We start from the raw sequence: 18,110 nt of genomic DNA, 5'->3' as shown, positions 1-18,110 counted from the left end.
GTTGAATGAATTTCTGATGCGGATGCCCCTTTGATCTGGCATCCGCATTCCGTCATCCGCGCAATGGCGGCCGTTCGATACCGAGATGGTCGCGCAGTGTCGAACCTTCGTAGTCCTTGCGGAACAGGCCGCGTTCCTGCAGCAGCGGAACGACCTCGCGATTGAATTCCTCCAGCCCGCCGGGGAAGAAGGGCGGCATGACGTTGAAACCGTCGGCCGCACCGTTTTCGAACCATTGCTGCATGCGGTCGGCCACGTCTTTGGCCGTGCCCATGACGATATGGTGGCCGCGGCCTGCCGCAACGCGCAGTGCCAGCTCCCGGATCGTCAGCTTTTCGCGGCGTGCAAGTTCGGTCAGAAGTTCAGCGCGGCTGCGCAACTGGTCGGAAATCGGCAGGTCCGGCAGCGGGCCGTCAAGATCGTAATCGGCAAGGCTGTGGCCGATGCGTTCTTCAAGCAGCGGCATTGCGCTCTTGATATCGGTCCAGCGGTTCAGTTCCTTCAGCTTTTCGCCAGCCTCTTCAAAGCTCCTGCCGATGATCGGCATGAAGCCGGGCATCACGGCGACGCTGGCCGGGTCGCGGCCGAATTTTTCCACACGTGCCTTGAGGCTGGTATAGAAGGCCTGCGCTTCGGAAATCGCCTGCTGGGCGGTGAAGACGATGTCGGCGGTGCGGGCGGCGAGATCCTGCCCCGGCCCCGAAGAGCCGGCCTGGATGAGAACCGGGTGGCCCTGCGGCGAACGCGGAATATTAAGCGGTCCCTTGACCGTGAAATATTTGCCCTCGTGGTTGAGGATATGGACCTTTTCCGGATCGACGTAACGGCCCGCCTGCTTGTCCTTGACGAAGGCGTCGTCATCCCAGCTGTCCCACAGGCCGCGAACGACATTCACATATTCTTCCGCCACCGCATAACGTTCGTCATGCTCGGGATGGTCCTTGGAAAAATTCGCCGCCGTGCGGGCATAGGAGGTGGTGACGATGTTCCACGCCGCGCGGCCGTGGCTCAGATGATCGATGGAAGCGAAGGCGCGGGCGGTGTGGTAGGGCTCGCCATAGGTTGTGGAGGCGGTGGCGGCCAGCCCGATCTTATCGGTGACCATGGCAAGGGCTGCCAGCAGGGTCAGCGGCTCGAAACGGGCTATCATCGAGGGGTGGGCGTCGACGCCGCTGGTCAGGCCGTCGGCGAGGAATACCATGTCGAACTTCGCCGCTTCGGCCATTTTCGTAACACGGGTGAGCAGATCGAAATTCTCGCTGCCGGCTTCGGCATCGGGGTGACGCCAGCCGGAAACGTGGTGCCCGGCGCCCTGCAGGAAAAGGCCGAGATGCATCTGTCTTTTGCGTGTCGTGGTGGTCATGGGGATCATGCCTTCATGTCGGTCGAGTTATATTTGCGATACCAGAAGCGTTTCGAGCTTCCTGAGGTCGGCTGCGGTCTTCATGGACCGCACCAGTGCCGGAATACCGGAAAATTTCTCATTGCCGCCGGTCGCGTCGGCAAATTTTTCGGTCGGGTCATCGATGCCAGGAAGGCCGTCGACACGGCGCGACAGCACCGTGCCGTCCTTCTTCGTCACGTCGATGACCACGAACCGTGTGGTCGGATCGGGCGAGAGGCGGCGGGCGGTCTCGTCATGCCGGCGTGAGACTTTGGCGGAAAGGGCAAGCAAGTCGTCGCGCGTCGGGCGTTCGTCGAAATGGCCGATACCAAGCGCTCCATCCGTCAGCGCTGCGGCAAAGACATATTCGGCGCTGAAGCGGGCGTCGATGCCGGTCGTGGGCGTGGCGGGGCCGACGAGGGCGGCATCGCCGCCTGGCGGGAAGGTGATGGTGACCGTTTCGATCTCGTCCGGCGTCAGATCATTGCTGTTGCGCAGCGCCAGCGCGCCGACGGCAACGGGATGGCTGGCTGTGCAGCAGGGAAAGGCCTTGAGGGTGAGGCCGGGCGAGACGATCTGCCAGGGTGCGCCCCAGCCGGAGAGAACACGTTTCGGTTGCTCGGCGCCGAAGGCGTAGGCGGAATAAAAACCGATGGGGTTTTCCAGAAAATCCGGCGCGCCCTGAAAGCCCGATCGCGCCAGCCACGCGGCGGTAAGGCCGGCACGCGTGGCAAGCCCCGCATGCAGCGGCTTGGCGTCATAACCGAATTGCAGGCGAAGCCCCGCCGATTGGGTTGCGGCAAGCCCGAGCGCCACGGCCGTGGTTTGCGGGTCGAATTTCAGGAGATGGGCTATGGCTGCCGCAGCACCGATGGGGCCGAGCGTGGCGGTGGCGTGGAAGCCGTTTTCGTAATGCTTCGTTCCGAGCGAGAGGCCGAGACGCGCCATGGTTTCCAGCCCGACGATATAGGCGGCGATGAAGGCGTCCGCCGTGGAGCTCTCTTCGACCGCGATAGCCAGCAAAGCGGGAATGATGGCGACAGTCGGGTGGCCGCGTACGCTGCCGTGAACATCGTCATAATCAAGCACATGCCCGGCGTGACCGTTGATGAGGGCGGCGGTGAAGGCATCCGTGCGCAGATCGTGGCCGATAATGCCCGCCGTGCCTGACGTGCCGGGCGTAAAGCTGTCGATCAGGATTTTCGTGCTTCTGTCGGCAGCGCCGCCCAGCACGCAGGCGAAAAAATCGATCAGCGCCGTGCGGGCGATGGCCACAGCATCTTCGTCACCCAGGGGATCGGAGGCGGCAATCGCTTCGGCGAGATGAAGGGTGAGTTTTTCGTCCGCGGCCATGGCATCAGATCCCTTCGCCGTCATTGACCCGCGCCACCTGTCCGCCGAGACCCTTGACGAAGGCGTTGATGCGCGGATTGGTCGACTTGTAGAAAATATGCTCCGGCGTGCCCTGATCGACGATCAGGCCGTTTTCGGTGAAGACGATATTGTCGCTGATTTCTTCGGCAAAACGCATTTCATGCGTGACGAGAATGCTGGTCATGCCATCATTGACGAGATCGCGGATAACGGCGAGCACTTCGCCCACGGTTTCGGGGTCGAGCGCGGAAGTGACCTCATCGAACAGCACCAGTTCCGGCCGCATGGCGAGCGCGCGGGCAATCGCCACACGCTGCTGCTGGCCGCCGGAAAGCTGGCCGGGATAGGCATCGACCTTCTGGGAAAGGCGGACCTTTTCCAGCAATTCGCGGGCATGGCGCTCGGCTTCCGCCTTCGGCGTGCCGAGAATCTTGATCGGCGCGATGGTGATGTTTTCCATCACCGTCAGATGCGGAAAGAGGTTGAACTGCTGGAAAACGATGCCGATGCGCTTGCGCAGCGCGATGCGCTCAGCCTCGGTCTTCAGCTGGTCGACACGGGTGCCGCCGACGGTGATCTTGCCCGATTGCGGAATGAGCAGGCCGTTGATGCAGCGCAGGATGGTGGACTTGCCGGAGCCGGAAGGGCCGATGATGGAGACGGCGTCGCCCTTGTTGACCGTGAGGTCGATGCCTTTCAGGACCTGATTGTCACCGAAGGACAGGTGTATGCCTTCCAGTTCGACCAGGGCTTTTGCGGCGGTTTGTGGTGCGGGTGCGGACATGGCTTGTTCCAATCAGCGGGAAGCGAAGCGCCGCTCGAGGCGCTGCGTGAAACGGGAGACGGGATAGCAGAACAGGAAGAACGCCATCAGAACGGTGAGATAGACCACGACGGTGAAATCGTTGCGCTGCACGGCGGTGCTGGCGTCTGTCGCGGCATGAAGAAGCTCATGCACGCCGACCAGCGAGGCGAGCGCCGTACCCATGGTGATCGAAGCATAGAGGTTCATCCATGGCGGCAGCGAACGCTTCACGCATTGCGGCAGAATAATCCAGCGCAGTGTCTGGTTGCGCGAAAAACCCAGCCCCTGCGCCGCTTCCCACTGCGCCGTCGGAATCGACTGGATGGCGCCGCGGGTGATTTCGGCGATATGGGCGCTGGCCGGAATGGCGAGACCGACGACGGCCTTGATCCAGTCCGGGAAGGGAATGTAGTTGCCAAAGGCGACGATCTCGAAGGGGAAGATGTAGGTCGCGGCGAAGATCAGCACCAGATGCGGGGCGTTGCGGAATATCTGCACATAGGTGAGCGCGGGCGCTCGCACGAGACGGTAGGGCGCGAGCTCCATGATGCCGAGCAGGACGCCGATGAAGGTGCCGATGGCGATCGCAAGGATGCTGATCAGCACGTTCATGGCAAAACCCTTGGCCAGATAGGGCAGCCATTGCAGCAGCACCTGGCCGAGCGAAGGGTCGAGGATCAGCCACAAAATGACTGATATCAGCACGCCGAGGAGCAGAATGGTGCCGAAGGGCGGCTTCTTTACCGCCTGTGTTGGAGAAACCACCGCACTCATTGACCGAACCCCGGAACCGCAAGACGCCGTTCAAGCCAGAGACCGGCTCTTGCGACGATGAAATTGATGACGCTGAAGAAGATCAGGATGACGATCATTAGCTCGACCACATTGTCGCGCTGCGTCCAGATCAGGATCGAGGCATAGGTGATCTCACCCACCGCAATTGCCGAACCGACCGTGGTGAGCTTCACCAGATTGACGAGGTTGTTGATGATGGAGGGCAGCGCCGTGCGGATGGCCAGCGGAAACTCCACATAGCGTAAAATCTCGAAGGAACTGAAACCGATCGCGCGCGCCGCCTCGATGGTGGTGGCCGGCACCGCCTCGATACCGCCGCGCAACGCTTCCGCATGGAAAGCGGCGATGTGCAGGCCGGTGATGGCGACGACCCAGAAGAATGGCGTCAGCGGGTTGTTCTGCGCGCCGCCCAGCGCATTGGAAATCAGCATGTTGAGCACGAGGAAACCACACATCAGCTGCACCAGCGTCGGCGTGTTGCGCGTCAGTTCCACATAGGCGCGCACGGGGCCGGCGAGCCAGACCTTGCCCGATGTCAGCATTGCCGCGAAAATGAAGCCGAAGAGGAGGCTAAGCGGCAAAGTGACGGCGACGAGGATCAGCGTCATCTTCATGCCGTCGAGCCAGATCTGAACCTCGTAACCGCTGTTCAGAAAGTCATAGTTGAGGCCAAGATGCGCGGCCAGTTCTATGAAGCGCGCTGTAAATCCATCCTGCATCGGAAATCCATGCTGTTGTCGCGGGTGCGCCGCCCTGCAGGCGGCGCCAGAATGACCTGTCTTTTTATAAAGCAGAAAAGAACGGCAGGCGAAACCGGCCGTTCCTGATGGTCATAGGAAATCACTCCGCCTGTTCGGCATCATCCTCACCCTGCGGTGAGGACATGCAAGGAACGGAGAGACCCTGCGCCTGTCTTATTGCGCCGAAAGCTTCTTCTGCTGCTCTTCCATATAGCCGATGCTCGGCAGACGGTTGGCCTTGGCGAATTCGAGCATCTTGCCGGAGGCGTGCAGTTCCTTGACGATCTTGTCGAGAGCGGCTTGCGTGTCGCTTTCGCCCTTGCGCAGCCAGATCACGGAATCAGACGGGATCAGGTCGGTGGGGATGAGGATGCCGTAATCCTTCCACTCATCGGCGCGGTCCTGAAGCATCAGGCTGAGCGTGCCGTTGACGTGAACGGAGACGTCGCAATTGCCGCCCTTGAGCGCCAGTAGCGATTCCGGCTGGCTCGGCAGCGCTTTAACCTGCGCGCCATATTGTTCGATCAGCGGCTGGGTGTAGTTGGAGCCTTGCGAAACGCAGGCGATCTTGCCCTTCAGGTCCGGCCAGTCCTTGATGCCACTGTCCTTGCGGCCGATGGCGGCGCCACCCTGGCGGTCATAGGGGGTCGGTACGTAATCGAGCGTTTTGGCGCGTTCTTCCGTGTACTGCATGTTGGCGATCAGAATATCGACCTTGCCCTGCTGCAGGAACTGCACGCGGTTGGGCGGGGTCACGGTTTCGGTGACCAGCTCGACACCGAGGCCGGCGGCCAGCGCCTTGGCGACGTCGATGTTGAGACCCTTCTGCTCCTGCGTCTTCGGATCGATGAAACCGAAAGGCGCGCCGGACAGGATGACGCCAACGGTGAGCTTGCCGCGACCCTTGATGCGGTCGAGCGTTGCATCCGCGTGAGCGGCGGTGGCCATCGAAGCGATGACAACGGTTCCGGCAATGAGTTTTGCGGCAAATCTGGAGAAAGAGAGGGCCATGGGTATTTCCTTTTGATTGTAGGTGGAAACTACATGAGGCACCCGCCAAGAGCGAGAATTGGCATTGCGTGAAAAATAGTATGAATAAAATCCGGTTCCAATAAATCTTTTAGGAAGAAAAATTATCCTAATAATTTGGAATCGTAGAATCCTGTTCTTTTCATCCGTCGCTATGTGCCGGTCTGTCAGGGGCTGGAGAGTAGTCCGGACGTCGCTGAGGACCGGATGGCCACATGCGGAGCGAGCGTATCCGGCTTGTCTCTTCTCCCCGCCGGGGAGAAGGTCGCGGCAGCGGGATGAGGGGGTGAGGGTGAGATATGCGGAGAGGCCCCCTCATCTAACCCTTCGGGCCATCTTCTCCCCGGCGGGGAGAAGAAACCGGCCGCGCCCTGCGCTTATCGTCCGGCGTTATAGGCCGCTATTGCCGCCATGTTGACGATATCGCTGTCCTTCGCACCCATGGAGGTGATCTGCACCGATTTATCGAGGCCGACGAGAAGTGGGCCGATGACGGTTGCGCCGCCCAGTTCCTGCAGCATCTTGGTGGAGATGGAGGCGGAATGGATGGCGGGCATGACCAGCACATTGGCCGGGCCGGAAAGCCGGGCGAAGGGATACTGGCTCTGCATGCGGTGATGGTTCAGCGCCACATCGGCCGACATTTCGCCGTCGACCTCGAAATTGACGTTGCGCCTGTCGAGAATTTTCACCGCCTCGCGCACCTTGTCGGAGCGTTCGCCGGTCGGCTGGCCGAAGGTGGAATAGGCCAGCATGGCAACGCGCGGTTCGTAACCGAAACGACGGGCGAGGCCGGCTGCTTCTTCCGCGATATCGGCAAGATCTTCCGCGTTCGGCATGTCATGCACGGCTGTATCGGCCACGAAGACAGTGCGGTTGCGCGAAACGACCAACGAAACACCGATGACACGATGGCCGGGCTTGGTGTTGATGCAGCGGCGGATATCCTCCAGCGCCGTGGAGTAGTTGCGGGTAACGCCGGTGACCACGGCGTCCGCATCGCCCATAGCCACCATGCAGGCGGCGAAATGGTTGCGGTCGTTGTGGACCAGACGCTGTACGTCGCGCAGCAGGAAGCCGCCGCGCTGCAGACGCGCATAGAGATAATCGACATAGGCATCGACGCGGCTGGAAAGACGCGCATTGGTGATCTCGATGTTGGCGCGGTCGAGATCGATGCCAGCGCGTTCCGCATTGGCCTTGATGATATCATCACGGCCGAGCAGGATGGCGGTGCCGAGGCCCTGTGCGGTGAAGGAAATCGCCGCACGCATGACCTGTTCTTCTTCGGCTTCCGCAAAAACGACCCGCTTCGGTGAGCGGCGCACCCGCTCGTAAAGGCGCTGCGTCGTTGAGGCCATCGGGTCGCGGCGGGCGGAAAGCTCGCGGGCATAGGCGTCGAGATCGGGCAGTTCCCGGCGGGCAACGCCGGTTTCGATGGCGGCTTTCGCCACGGCCACCGGAATGGCCGAGATCAGGCGCGGATCGAAGGGAACGGGAATGATATATTGCGAACCGAAGCGCGGGCGGTTGCCCTGATAGGCGGCGGCCACATCGTCAGGAACATCCTCGCGGGCAAGATCGGCGAGCGCCTGTGCCGCCGCGATCTTCATCGCGTCGTTGATCTGGCTGGCGCGGACATCGAGCGCGCCGCGGAAGATATAGGGGAAGCCGAGGACATTGTTGACCTGGTTCGGGTAATCCGAACGTCCGGTTGCCATGATGGCGTCGTCGCGGATGCGCGACACTTCTTCCGGCGTAATTTCCGGGTCCGGATTGGCCATGGCGAAGATGATCGGCTTCGGCGCCATGGAACGGATCATTTCTTCGCTGAAAGCGCCCTTCTGGGAGAGGCCGAATACGACATCCGCGCCCTTCATGGCTTCCGCCAGCGTGCGGTTGTTGGTTTTCACCGCGTGCGCGGATTTCCACTGGTTCATGCCTTCGGTACGGCCCTGATAGATCACGCCCTTGGTATCGCAGAGCGTGATGTTTTCAGGGTTGAACCCCATGGCCTTGATGAGGTCCATGCAGGCGATTGCCGCCGCACCCGCACCGTTGCAGACGAGCTTGGTGGTCTTGAAGTCGCGGCCCGTCAGTTCGATGGCGTTGATGAGGCCGGCGGCGGCGATGATGGCGGTGCCGTGCTGGTCGTCATGGAAAACGGGAATGTCCATCAGCTCGCGCAGGCGGCTTTCGATGATGAAACATTCCGGCGCCTTGATATCCTCCAGATTGATGCCGCCGAAGGACGGGCCGAGGTAACGCACGCAATTGATGAACTCATCGGCGTCTTCGGTATCGACTTCGAGATCGATGGAATCAACATCGGCGAAGCGCTTGAAAAGGACCGACTTGCCTTCCATGACCGGCTTGGAAGCAAGCGCGCCGAGATTGCCGAGACCGAGGATGGCGGTGCCGTTGGAGATGACCGCAACCATGTTGCCGCGCGTTGTATAATCGTAAGCGGTCGCCGGATTTTCGGCGATGGCTTTCACCGGCACGGCCACGCCCGGCGAATAGGCAAGCGACAGGTCCCGCTGCGTCGCCATCGGCTTGGTCGGGGTGATTTCCAGTTTCCCCGGCCGGCCTTCCGCGTGGAAATCCAGGGCTTCCTGATCCGTAACCGATGTTCTGGTGCTGGCGGGTTTCGTCGTGTCGGACATGGGCTGAGCGCGCTTTCGTGTCGATAACAGTGTAAAAATATCCGCCGTTGTTATTGTATTTTTCGCGCCCCTGCCAAGCCTTGAATGTTGTTCAGTGCAGCAAATTTAAGCGTGATGAAATTTGCGGCCGATTCAATCGATTAATTTGTTTCGCCGGCGGGTGCTGCAGATCTGATGCGCCATGGCTCGGCCATCCATGTGGTTTTCGAGATGGGCAGATTCCTGCGATTTCCGAGGACGTTTTCGTGCCGGGTTCCGTGGAACCGCGCGAACCACGCCGCGTTAGCGAAATGGGCCCGCCAACAATCAACATGTCCTTCCGCTTGTTCACCAAGCTTTCACAAGGCGAACTTATGAGCTTGCGCTTATCCGCCCGTGAACCGATGATGGCAGCATTGGCAAATATGTATATTGTCCGGCGCGCCGGGAATTTTTTAGATTTGGAAAGGTTTTGTTGTGAGCGCACATTCTCGAAAGATCACACCGGTTCTTCTTGCTGGCGGGGCGGGATCTCGGCTTTGGCCGGTATCGCGTGATCAGTTACCCAAGCAGTTCCAGCCGCTGGTCGGCAATCTTTCGACCTATCAGCAGACATTGACGCGAGTGGGTGACAAGGCGCTTTATTCCGAGCCACTGGTGATCACCAACGAGGATTTCCGCTTCTTCGCCCGCCGCCAGGCGGAAGAGATCGATCTGCCGGCAACGGTGGTGCTGGAGCCCGCCCGCCGTGACAGCGCCGCCGCCATGGCCGCCGCCGCCGTGCTGGCCGAGCGCCGCGAGCCCGGATGTCTGGTGCTGGCGCTTGCCGCTGACCATGTGGTGCTGGATGCCGATAAATTTTCCGACGCCGTGAAGCTTGGCGCCAAGGCCGCCGATCAGGGCAATATCGTCGTTTTCGGCCTGGTGCCGACGGAACCGCGCACCTCTTATGGCTATATCAAGCCGGGTGAGGCGATCGATGGCGAAGAAGATTTGAGCACCGTCGAGGCTTTCGTGGAAAAGCCTGATGTGAAGACTGCGATTTCCTATCTGGAAAAGGGCTATCTCTGGAACTCCGGCAACTTCCTGTTCCGTTCCGATGTGATGATCGCCGAGTTGAAGGCCTTCGCACCGGAGATTCTTGCGGCGGTGACGCAGGCGGTTGAGCAATATGAAAGCGACCTCGGTTTCGTGCGCCTGCATCAGGCAAGCTTCGAGGCTTCCCCGAAAAACTCCATCGACTATGCCGTGATCGAGAAGACCAAGCGCATGGCCGTGGTGCATGGCCATTTTCGCTGGTCGGATATTGGCAGCTGGGATGCGATCTGGGAGATCGCCGACAAGCGCGGTAACGACAATGCGCTGGAAGGCGATGGCGTTTTCATCGATTCCGAAGGCTGCCTCATCCATTCCACGCAATTGCTGACGACGGTGGTGGGCGCCAAGGACCTGGTGGTGGTGGCCACCAAGGACGCGGTTCTGGTCGTGCCGAAAAACCGGGTACAGGATGTGAAGGGGCTGGTGGAGACGCTGAAGGACGGCGAACATGCGCCGAGAACGCAGAGCCACAAGCGCGTTTATCGTCCGTGGGGTTATATCGAGCACATGTATGTCGACGAGCGTTATCGTGTCGGCCACATCACGGTTGATCCCGGCCACCGCATCTCCTTCCAGAAACACTATCACCGTTCCGAGCACTGGATCATCGTCAAGGGAACGGCGACGGTGACGATTGGCGAGGAGACCCGGCTGCTGACGGAAAACCAATCCGTCTATATTCCGATCGGCCAACCGCACCGGCTTGCCAATGAAGGGCAGATTCCGCTCGAACTGGTCGAAATCCAGACCGGAGCCTATATTGGCGAGGACGACGTCATCCGTATCGAGGATGATTACAAGCGACAGTAGGATCGTAGCGCGGGGGCAGGCGGCATCATGGGGTGAGCGAGCCTTCGCCCGTGTCGCCACCCTTTACCGAAAGATTTCTGACCGCGACTGATGGGATCGTGGCGGCTCAGGAGGCCAGCGCGTTCACGCCATGGGCGAAGGCATGGGAAAGCATGGCTGCTTCAAGCCCCCGCCGCCAGAAAAGCCACCCGAACAACAGGCCGGGGATAAAATTAGCGAGCAGGATCGCAGCGATTAGTAATCGCTGCGGATCGGTTGCGATGGCAAACAAGAGTGGCAGGTGGCCAGCGGCGAAAAGGGCTGCCGCCAGAAGGATAGCTGTCCACATCAGGGCCGGACCTGCCCGGCCCCTTCCTGTGATGCGCCAGAGCACCCATGCGAAAAACGACATCAGGCCCCATCGGGTCAAAATCTCTTCCGTGATTCCGCCGTAGAGAATCCGTGTCGTCAGTGGAACGGGAAAAGCGACCATCATTGCCCGGGTCGATGCATCCGTAACCGCGGGAAGGACCGCTGCCGAATAGGTAATCATCAGCAAACCGATGGCGAGGCCCGCTAGAAGCGCGGGCATCGCCTGTCTCTGCAGCACGGCGCGCATGCTGCTTCCTTGGACAAGGGTATGGATCAGTGGTGCGCCGAGCCCTACCTTGCCGGCCAGGGCTTGACCAATCGCCACCGCTGCAACGGTCAGCATCGCGGGCTGGATGAGCATCAGCAGGCGTATTTGAAAAGATAGCTGCTGTCCCGGTGCAAGTTGCTCAACCGGTACCAGCAGGAGCGATGCGACACCCGCCAATCCGATGATCAAAAGAATGTGCCAAGCTTTCATTGTCGCCTTCACCTGTCTATCCCGTGGGGTTTGCGCCGAGAGCGGAGCCGGGTTCTGAAGCGTTGTAAAAGGCCTGCATTACCTGTGGGTTACGCCATTTCGACATCCCTCCTGGCCGGCTGTTCAGTATGGATTGCGGCCGTTTGGAACACCCTTGGGAGCGCTGGCGAGATTCGTATCTTAGGCGGTTGCCTAATCAAAAATCTTCGCATACGTTCCAACTGCAACGTTTCAGTGAGGGAGGAGACTCATGCGAATGCGTGTTATTTCTGCGGCCTTTTTGGCCAGTGTCATGATTCCGGCGGGCATGGCCGGGGCCACCGATCTTGAGGTGACCCATTGGTGGACATCGGGCGGCGAAGCCGCAGCGGTGGCCGAGCTTGCCAAGGCTTTCGATGCGACCGGCAACAAATGGGTGGATGGCGCAATTGCCGGTTCGGGCGGTACGGCCCGGCCGATCATGATCAGCCGCATCACCGGCGGTGACCCGATGGGCGCCACGCAGTTCAACCACGGCCGGCAGGCGGAAGAGCTGGTGCAGGCCGGCTTGATGCGCGACCTGTCCGACGTTGCCGAAAAGGGCAAGTGGAAAGAGGTCATCAAGCCGGCGAGCCTGCTCGACAGCTGCACCATCGACGGCAAGATCTATTGCGCACCGGTCAACATTCATTCCTGGCAATGGCTGTGGCTTTCCAACGAAGCCTTCAAGAAGGCGGGCGTCGAGGTTCCGAAGAACTGGACGGAATTTGTTGCAGCCGCACCGGCGCTGAAGAAGGCCGGTATCCAGCCGCTCGCGCTCGGCGGGCAGGCATGGCAGGCCAACGGCCTGTTTGACACGCTGACGCTTTCGATTGGCGGCAAGGATCTCTACCAGAAAGTCTATGGCGACAAGGATGCCGAAGCGGCAGCGGGGCCTGAGATGGCGAAGATTTTTGCAGCGGCCGTCGAGGCCCGCGATATGGCCAAGGGCACCAATGTGCAGGACTGGAACCAGGCGACCAACCTGGTCATAACCGGCAAGGCCGGCGGCCAGATCATGGGTGACTGGGCGCAGGGTGAGTTCCAGCTTGCAAACCAGAAGGCCGGTACGGATTATTCCTGCCTGCCGGGTCTCGGCCTCAATGACTATATCACCACCGGCGGCGATGCCTTTTATTTCCCGGTCCTGAAGGACGAGGCGAAAACCAAGGCGCAGGACGTGCTGGCTGAAACCATCGTCGATCCGAAAACGCAGGTCGCCTTCAACCTGAAGAAAGGCTCGCTGCCGATCCGTGGCGACGTCGATCTCAACGCCGCCAATGACTGCATGAAGAAGGGTCTGGCAATTCTGGCGAAGGGCAATGCGCTCACCAGCACCGACCAGCTGATTTCTGCCGATACGCAGAAGCAGAAGGAAGACCTGATGGCGGAATTCTTCGCCGGCTCGATGTCTGCGGCAGATGGCCAGAAGCGCTTCGCGGACCTCATCGGTTCCGCTGACTGATTGTGATCTCTCCGGGTCGGGGAGCGGTTCGCCGCTCCCCGCTCCAACGTCCGGTCCGTGCGATAGTCACCAGTGCGGGCAGGGGTTTCATGCGGTAAGGCTATTGCCTGACCGTTTACTGTAACGTTACAGGAGGAGGTAGCATGGCAGGTCAAACGCGCTCCAGGCGTCCCAATCAGCTTTTTCGCAATCTCAATTCCAAGATTGCCTCCATTCCCATGATCTTGACCGCCATGGTGATCTTCCTCGGTGGCACGGTCTGGACGGTGATTTATTCCTTCACCAATTCCAAGCTTCTGCCGCGGGCGAGCTTCATCGGTTTTGATCAGTATGAACGGCTCTGGGCAGCACCACGCTGGATCGTTTCCATCCAGAATCTGGCGATCTATGGTATTTTGTCTTTGATCTTCAGTCTCGTCATCGGCTTCGTTCTGGCGGCGCTGATGGACCAGAAAATCCGGTTCGAAAACACCTTCCGCACCATTTTCCTTTATCCCTTCGCTTTGTCCTTCATCGTCACCGGCCTTGTTTGGCAATGGCTGCTCAACCCGGAATTCGGCATCCAGTCGGTGGTGCGTTCGATGGGCTGGGAAAGCTTCACCTTCGATCCGCTCTATAATTCGCAGATCGTCATCTACGGCATTCTGATTGCGGCGCTCTGGCAGGGCACGGGGCTCGTCATGTGCCTGATGCTGGCCGGTCTTCGTGGCATCGACGAGGACATCTGGAAAGCGACACGCGTCGACGGCATCCCGATGTGGAAGACCTATATTCTCATCATCATTCCCATGATGCGGCCGGTGTTCATCACCACGCTGGTCATCATCGCCAGCGGTATCGTCAAGGTCTACGATCTTGTCGTGGCGCAGACGAGCGGCGGGCCGGGCATCGCGTCCGAAGTGCCGGCGAAATATGTCTATGACTACATGTTCCAGGCGCAGAATCTGGGGCAGGGTTTCGCGGCTTCGACAATGATGCTCCTGACGGTCGCGATCATCATCATTCCATGGGCCTACCTCGAATTCGGAGGCAAGAAGCGTGGCTAATATCAGCACATTAAACACGGTCGTGGCCGCCACCGATGCGGTTGCCAAAGACCTTTCCGGCCCGCGCGGCAGGAAGCCGAGGAAAACCTTTTCCCGCCGCAACATCATTCTTTACGGCACGCTGTTCGTGGCCGCCGCCTATTACCTGCTGCCGCTTTACGTGATGGTCGTCACCTCGCTGAAAGGCATGCCGGAAATCCGGCTTGGCAACATTTTCGCGCCGCCGGTGGAAATCACTTTCGAACCCTGGGTGAAAGCCTGGGCCAATGCCTGCACGGGCTTGAACTGCGACGGGCTTTCACGCGGCTTCTGGAATTCGGTGCGCATTCTCGTTCCTTCCGTTGTCATTTCGATCGTCGTCGCTTCCGTCAGCGGCTACGCCATGGCCAACTGGAAGTTCAAGGGGTCGGAGCTGTTCTTCTCGATCCTCATCATCGGCGCTTTCATCCCCTATCAGGTGATGATCTATCCGATTGTCATCGTGCTGCGTGAAATGGGTGTCTATGGCACGCTGACCGGCCTCGTTATCGTGCACACCATCTTCGGCATGCCGATCCTGACGCTGCTGTTCCGCAATTATTTCGCCTCTTTGCCGGAAGAATTGTTCAAGGCGGCGCGCATTGATGGCGCGAATTTCTGGCAGATCTATTTCCGCATCATGCTGCCCATGTCGCTGCCGATCTTCGTTGTCGCGATGATCCTGCAGGTGACCGGCATCTGGAACGACTTCCTGTTCGGCGTGGTGTTCACGCGGCCGGAATATTACCCGATGACGGTGCAGCTCAATAATATCGTCAACTCCGTGCAGGGCGTGAAGGAATATAACGTCAACATGGCCGCAACCCTTCTGACGGGTGCCGTGCCGCTGATCGTTTATTTCGTCTCCGGCAGGCTTTTCGTCCGCGGCATTGCCGCAGGCGCAGTAAAAGGTTGAGCTATATGAACAAAAGCGTTTCCATCCGCGATCTTTCCCTGTCCTTCGGTGCCGTTACCGTGCTGAAAGACCTCAATCTCGATATTTACGACGGCGAATTCCTCGTCCTGCTCGGCTCTTCCGGCTGCGGCAAGTCGACCCTTCTTAATTGCATCGCCGGCCTTCTGGAGCCAACCGACGGGCAAATCTTCATCAAGGACCGCAATGTCACCTGGGAGGAGCCGAAGGATCGCGGCATCGGCATGGTGTTCCAGTCCTATGCGCTTTATCCGCAGATGACGGTGGAGAAGAACTTGTCCTTCGGCCTTCAGGTCGCCAAGGTGCCGAAAGAGGAAATCGACCGCCGCGTCAAAAGGGCGGCCGGCATATTGCAGATCGAGCCGCTGCTGAAACGCAAGCCCGCCGAGCTTTCCGGCGGCCAGCGCCAGCGTGTGGCCATCGGCCGGGCGCTGGTGCGGGATGTGGATGTGTTCCTGTTCGACGAGCCGCTCTCCAACCTCGACGCCAAGCTGCGCTCGGAACTGCGCGTCGAAATCAAGCGGCTGCACCAGTCGCTGAAGAACACCATGATTTATGTGACGCATGACCAGATCGAGGCACTGACGCTGGCGGACCGGATCGCCATCATGAAAAGCGGCGTCATCCAGCAGCTTGCCGATCCCGTAACCATCTACAACAAGCCGCGAAACCTCTTCGTTGCCGGTTTCATCGGCTCGCCCTCGATGAATTTCCTGCGTGGTGAGTTGATCGAAAAGGACGGCAAGGTGGTCTTCACCACCAATGGCGTGACTTTCGCGCTGGATGGCTACCAGTCGGAAACGCCACTCGCCGCCGGCCGTGCCGTGGTTCTGGGCGTTCGCCCCGAACATGTGCGCGTCGATGCCGATATCGTTGGCGGCGAAGTGCATGAGGCGATTGTTGATATCGAGGAGCCGATGGGCGCCGACAATCTGATCTGGCTGAAACATGCCGGGCATACCATGTCCGTGCGCGTCGGCGGCCACAGGCGGTTTTCGCCGGGCACCAAGGTGCGCCTCGGCCTCGACATGACGATGGCCTCACTGTTCGACGCGCAAAGCGAGGACCGGCTCTAGAACAGCTTCGATTTACCCCCACACACAATCCCAAGACCCAGATCTCTATGGAGGAGACAATGACAGAACTCGGTTTCCAGCTTTACAGCGCCCGCAATTTCCAGCCTTTTTCCGATATTCTGAAGAAGCTTTCGGCGGCGGGTTATAAACATGTCGAAGGTTATGGCGCGATGTACGCTTCGCTGGATGATGCCGGTTTGAAAGGCCTGCGCGCCGAACTCGACGCCAATGGCCTTGCCATGCCGACCGGCCATTTCGGCCTCGACCTTCTGGAAGGCGATCCGAAAAAGGCGCTGAACATCGCGAAAGTTCTGGGCGTGGAGGCGATCTATTGCCCTTATCTGATGCCTGACCAGCGCCCGACAGATGCCGCAGGCTGGTTCGCTTTCGGCAAGCGCCTGCAGGAAGCTGGAAAGCCCTTCGTGGATGCAGGGCTGACCTTCGGCTGGCATAACCATGATTTCGAGTTCAAGACGCTTGGCGATGGCTCCACACCGCAGGAGCATATATTTGCCGGTGGCCCGGATTTGAAATGGGAGGCGGATATCGCCTGGATTATCAGAGGAAATGCCGATCCGCTCGCATGGATCGAAAGCTATGGCAAACGCATTACTGCGGTACATGTGAAGGACATCGCACCAGCAGGCGAGAATGCGGATGAGGATGGCTGGGCCGATGTCGGCCATGGGACCGTGGACTGGAAGGGCCTCGTCGCGGCGCTGAAGGCGAAATCCGCCACGAAACATTTCGTGGTCGAGCACGACAATCCGAAGGACATCGACCGGCTGATAACCCGCTCGATCGCATCTTTCAAAACCTACTAAGTTTCAATTTCGGAGTTTGCATCATGGCCAGGGATCTTGGCGTCGGCATCATCGGATGCGGCAATATCTCGTCTGCTTATTTCTCGCTGGCACCGCTCTTCAAGGGCATCAAGGTGCTTGCCTGCGCCGACCTCAACCGCAATGCGGCGGAGCTGAGGGCGGAAGAATTCGGTGTTATCGCGCAGTCCATCGAGGAGCTGCTCGCCAACAAGGATATCGATGTGGTGGTGAACCTCACCATTCCCGCCGCGCATTTTCCGGTGTCGAAAGCCGCTCTTGAGGCGGGCAAGCACGTCTATTCGGAAAAGCCGCTGGTGCTTTCGCTAGAGGAAGGCGAGGAGCTGCGGCGCATCGCCCGGGAGAAGAACCTCTCCGTCGGCTGCGCGCCGGATACCTTCCTTGGCGGCGCGCATCAGCTTGCCCGGCAATATATCGATGACGGCAAGGTCGGGAGGATCACTTCCGGCACCTGCCATGTGATGAGCCCCGGCATGGAGATGTGGCACCCGAACCCGGGCTTCTTCTTCCTGAAGGGCGGCGGGCCGATCCTCGATCTCGGTCCCTATTACGTCGCTAATCTCATCAACCTCATCGGACCGGTGAAGCGCGTCGGTGCGCTGACTTCGATGGCCAATCCGACCCGTACGGTGACCAGCCAGCCGCTGAACGGCGAGATCATCCCCGTTGAAACACCGACCAATATCCATGCCCTGCTGGAATTCGTGAACGGCGCGACGATCACGCTTTCGGCGAGCTGGGATGTCTGGTCGCATCGCCACGCCAATATGGAGCTCTACGGCACGGAAGGCTCGATCTACGTGCCGGACCCGAACTTCTTCGGCGGTGTGGTGGAGGCAAGCGGCCGGGATAAGGATATCCAGCCGCTGGAAGACTGGGCGCATCCCTTCGGCATTGCCAATCAGGAAAGCCCGAACGGCCCGCGGGCCAATTATCGCACGGCGGGCCTTGCCGATATGGCAATCGCTATTCTGGAAGGCCGCGATGCCCGTTGCTCGCTGGATCGCTCCCTGCACGGCATCGATGTGATGACCTCGATCCTCAAATCCGGGGAGGAAGGCCGTTTCATCGAAATGACGACGACCTGCACCCAGCCGGCTGCACTCGGGATCGAGGAGGCGCAGGCGCTGCTGCGCTGAGCGCACAGCCAATGAAAAAAGGCCCGGCGCACTGCCAGTTCGCCGGGCCTTTTCCGCTCTGCC

General features: G+C 59.8%; 15 protein-coding genes. 7 read left to right on the top strand and 8 right to left on the bottom strand.

Annotated elements, in window-relative coordinates:
• Nucleotides 1–52 precede the first annotated feature (52 nt).
• The 7 genes from AGR13A_RS16265 to AGR13A_RS16235 form a co-directional block, all read right to left on the bottom strand.
• Nucleotides 53–1,372, bottom strand: a complete 1,320-nt coding sequence (locus tag AGR13A_RS16265) for an LLM class flavin-dependent oxidoreductase (RefSeq protein ID WP_167377571.1) — start codon at nt 1,370–1,372, stop codon at nt 53–55.
• A gap of 18 nt (nt 1,373–1,390) precedes the next feature.
• Nucleotides 1,391–2,737 (bottom strand): MmgE/PrpD family protein, encoded by a 1,347-nt coding sequence (locus tag AGR13A_RS16260; protein ID WP_080840242.1) that lies wholly within the window; start codon nt 2,735–2,737, stop codon nt 1,391–1,393.
• Between the two features lie 4 nt (nt 2,738–2,741).
• Nucleotides 2,742–3,542, bottom strand: coding sequence for an amino acid ABC transporter ATP-binding protein (locus AGR13A_RS16255; RefSeq protein WP_020813292.1), 801 nt, complete (start codon nt 3,540–3,542; stop codon nt 2,742–2,744).
• Between the two features lie 12 nt (nt 3,543–3,554).
• A complete protein-coding gene (locus AGR13A_RS16250; protein WP_059753232.1) occupies nt 3,555–4,337 on the bottom strand; it encodes an amino acid ABC transporter permease in 783 nt (260 codons plus the stop codon).
• Complete coding sequence (locus AGR13A_RS16245) at nt 4,334–5,077, bottom strand: amino acid ABC transporter permease (RefSeq protein WP_139786080.1); 744 nt, start codon at nt 5,075–5,077, stop codon at nt 4,334–4,336. Before AGR13A_RS16245 ends, AGR13A_RS16250 begins: the two co-directional genes overlap by 4 nt.
• A 195-nt stretch (nt 5,078–5,272) precedes the next feature.
• Nucleotides 5,273–6,109: a transporter substrate-binding domain-containing protein gene (locus tag AGR13A_RS16240; RefSeq protein ID WP_035221000.1), complete on the bottom strand. Its 837-nt coding sequence runs from the start codon at nt 6,107–6,109 to the stop codon at nt 5,273–5,275.
• A 395-nt stretch (nt 6,110–6,504) separates the two neighbouring features.
• On the bottom strand, nt 6,505–8,793 hold the full coding sequence (locus AGR13A_RS16235; protein WP_003524555.1) for an NADP-dependent malic enzyme: 2,289 nt from the start codon (nt 8,791–8,793) through the stop codon (nt 6,505–6,507).
• 456 nt (nt 8,794–9,249) lie between these two features.
• On the opposite strand from AGR13A_RS16235, the gene AGR13A_RS16230 reads away from it, so the two are divergent.
• A complete protein-coding gene (locus tag AGR13A_RS16230) occupies nt 9,250–10,680 on the top strand; it encodes a mannose-1-phosphate guanylyltransferase/mannose-6-phosphate isomerase (protein WP_080837540.1) in 1,431 nt (476 codons plus the stop codon).
• A gap of 106 nt (nt 10,681–10,786) precedes the next feature.
• Here AGR13A_RS16230 and AGR13A_RS16225 read toward each other — a convergent pair whose 3' ends face one another.
• Nucleotides 10,787–11,521 carry a CPBP family glutamic-type intramembrane protease gene (locus tag AGR13A_RS16225; protein WP_308400276.1) on the bottom strand — a complete coding sequence of 245 codons (735 nt, stop codon included), beginning with the start codon at nt 11,519–11,521 and terminating at the stop codon, nt 10,787–10,789.
• 238 nt (nt 11,522–11,759) lie between these two features.
• Between AGR13A_RS16225 and AGR13A_RS16220 the strand changes: the two genes are divergently transcribed.
• The 6 genes from AGR13A_RS16220 (at nt 11,760) to AGR13A_RS16195 (ending at nt 18,047) form a co-directional block, all read left to right on the top strand.
• On the top strand, nt 11,760–12,992 hold the full coding sequence (locus AGR13A_RS16220) for an ABC transporter substrate-binding protein (RefSeq protein WP_080837534.1): 1,233 nt from the start codon (nt 11,760–11,762) through the stop codon (nt 12,990–12,992).
• A gap of 143 nt (nt 12,993–13,135) precedes the next feature.
• A complete protein-coding gene (locus AGR13A_RS16215; RefSeq protein ID WP_080837531.1) occupies nt 13,136–14,038 on the top strand; it encodes a carbohydrate ABC transporter permease in 903 nt (300 codons plus the stop codon).
• Complete coding sequence (locus AGR13A_RS16210) at nt 14,031–14,972, top strand: carbohydrate ABC transporter permease (RefSeq protein ID WP_003525110.1); 942 nt, start codon at nt 14,031–14,033, stop codon at nt 14,970–14,972. Before AGR13A_RS16215 ends, AGR13A_RS16210 begins: the two co-directional genes overlap by 8 nt.
• 5 nt (nt 14,973–14,977) lie before the next feature.
• Nucleotides 14,978–16,066 (top strand): ABC transporter ATP-binding protein, encoded by a 1,089-nt coding sequence (locus AGR13A_RS16205; protein ID WP_080840238.1) that lies wholly within the window; start codon nt 14,978–14,980, stop codon nt 16,064–16,066.
• A gap of 59 nt (nt 16,067–16,125) precedes the next feature.
• Nucleotides 16,126–16,890 (top strand): sugar phosphate isomerase/epimerase family protein, encoded by a 765-nt coding sequence (locus tag AGR13A_RS16200; protein WP_080837528.1) that lies wholly within the window; start codon nt 16,126–16,128, stop codon nt 16,888–16,890.
• A 23-nt stretch (nt 16,891–16,913) separates the two neighbouring features.
• Nucleotides 16,914–18,047 carry a Gfo/Idh/MocA family protein gene (locus AGR13A_RS16195; protein ID WP_080837525.1) on the top strand — a complete coding sequence of 378 codons (1,134 nt, stop codon included), beginning with the start codon at nt 16,914–16,916 and terminating at the stop codon, nt 18,045–18,047.
• Nucleotides 18,048–18,110 lie beyond the last annotated feature (63 nt).

The sequence above is a fragment of the Agrobacterium genomosp. 13 str. CFBP 6927 genome, assembly GCA_900012615.1.
In the GTDB taxonomy this organism is placed as follows: Bacteria; Pseudomonadota; Alphaproteobacteria; order Rhizobiales; family Rhizobiaceae; genus Agrobacterium.
This window is presented reverse-complemented; position numbering and strand designations above follow the sequence as displayed.

Bases quoted from the DNA above. Each gene is read 5' to 3' on its own strand.
- AGR13A_RS16220 (WP_080837534.1), top strand. From the start codon at position 11,760: ATGCGAATGCGTGTTATTTCTGCGGCCTTTTTGGCCAGTGTCATGATT.
- AGR13A_RS16200 (WP_080837528.1), top strand. From the start codon at position 16,126: ATGACAGAACTCGGTTTCCAGCTTTACAGCGCCCGCAATTTCCAGCCT.
- AGR13A_RS16265 (WP_167377571.1), bottom strand. From the start codon at position 1,372: ATGATCCCCATGACCACCACGACACGCAAAAGACAGATGCATCTCGGC.
- AGR13A_RS16255 (WP_020813292.1), bottom strand. From the start codon at position 3,542: ATGTCCGCACCCGCACCACAAACCGCCGCAAAAGCCCTGGTCGAACTG.
- AGR13A_RS16215 (WP_080837531.1), top strand. From the start codon at position 13,136: ATGGCAGGTCAAACGCGCTCCAGGCGTCCCAATCAGCTTTTTCGCAAT.
- AGR13A_RS16250 (WP_059753232.1), bottom strand. From the start codon at position 4,337: ATGAGTGCGGTGGTTTCTCCAACACAGGCGGTAAAGAAGCCGCCCTTC.
- AGR13A_RS16240 (WP_035221000.1), bottom strand. From the start codon at position 6,109: ATGGCCCTCTCTTTCTCCAGATTTGCCGCAAAACTCATTGCCGGAACC.
- AGR13A_RS16260 (WP_080840242.1), bottom strand. From the start codon at position 2,737: ATGGCCGCGGACGAAAAACTCACCCTTCATCTCGCCGAAGCGATTGCC.
- AGR13A_RS16195 (WP_080837525.1), top strand. From the start codon at position 16,914: ATGGCCAGGGATCTTGGCGTCGGCATCATCGGATGCGGCAATATCTCG.
- AGR13A_RS16245 (WP_139786080.1), bottom strand. From the start codon at position 5,077: ATGCAGGATGGATTTACAGCGCGCTTCATAGAACTGGCCGCGCATCTT.
- AGR13A_RS16235 (WP_003524555.1), bottom strand. From the start codon at position 8,793: ATGTCCGACACGACGAAACCCGCCAGCACCAGAACATCGGTTACGGAT.
- AGR13A_RS16205 (WP_080840238.1), top strand. From the start codon at position 14,978: ATGAACAAAAGCGTTTCCATCCGCGATCTTTCCCTGTCCTTCGGTGCC.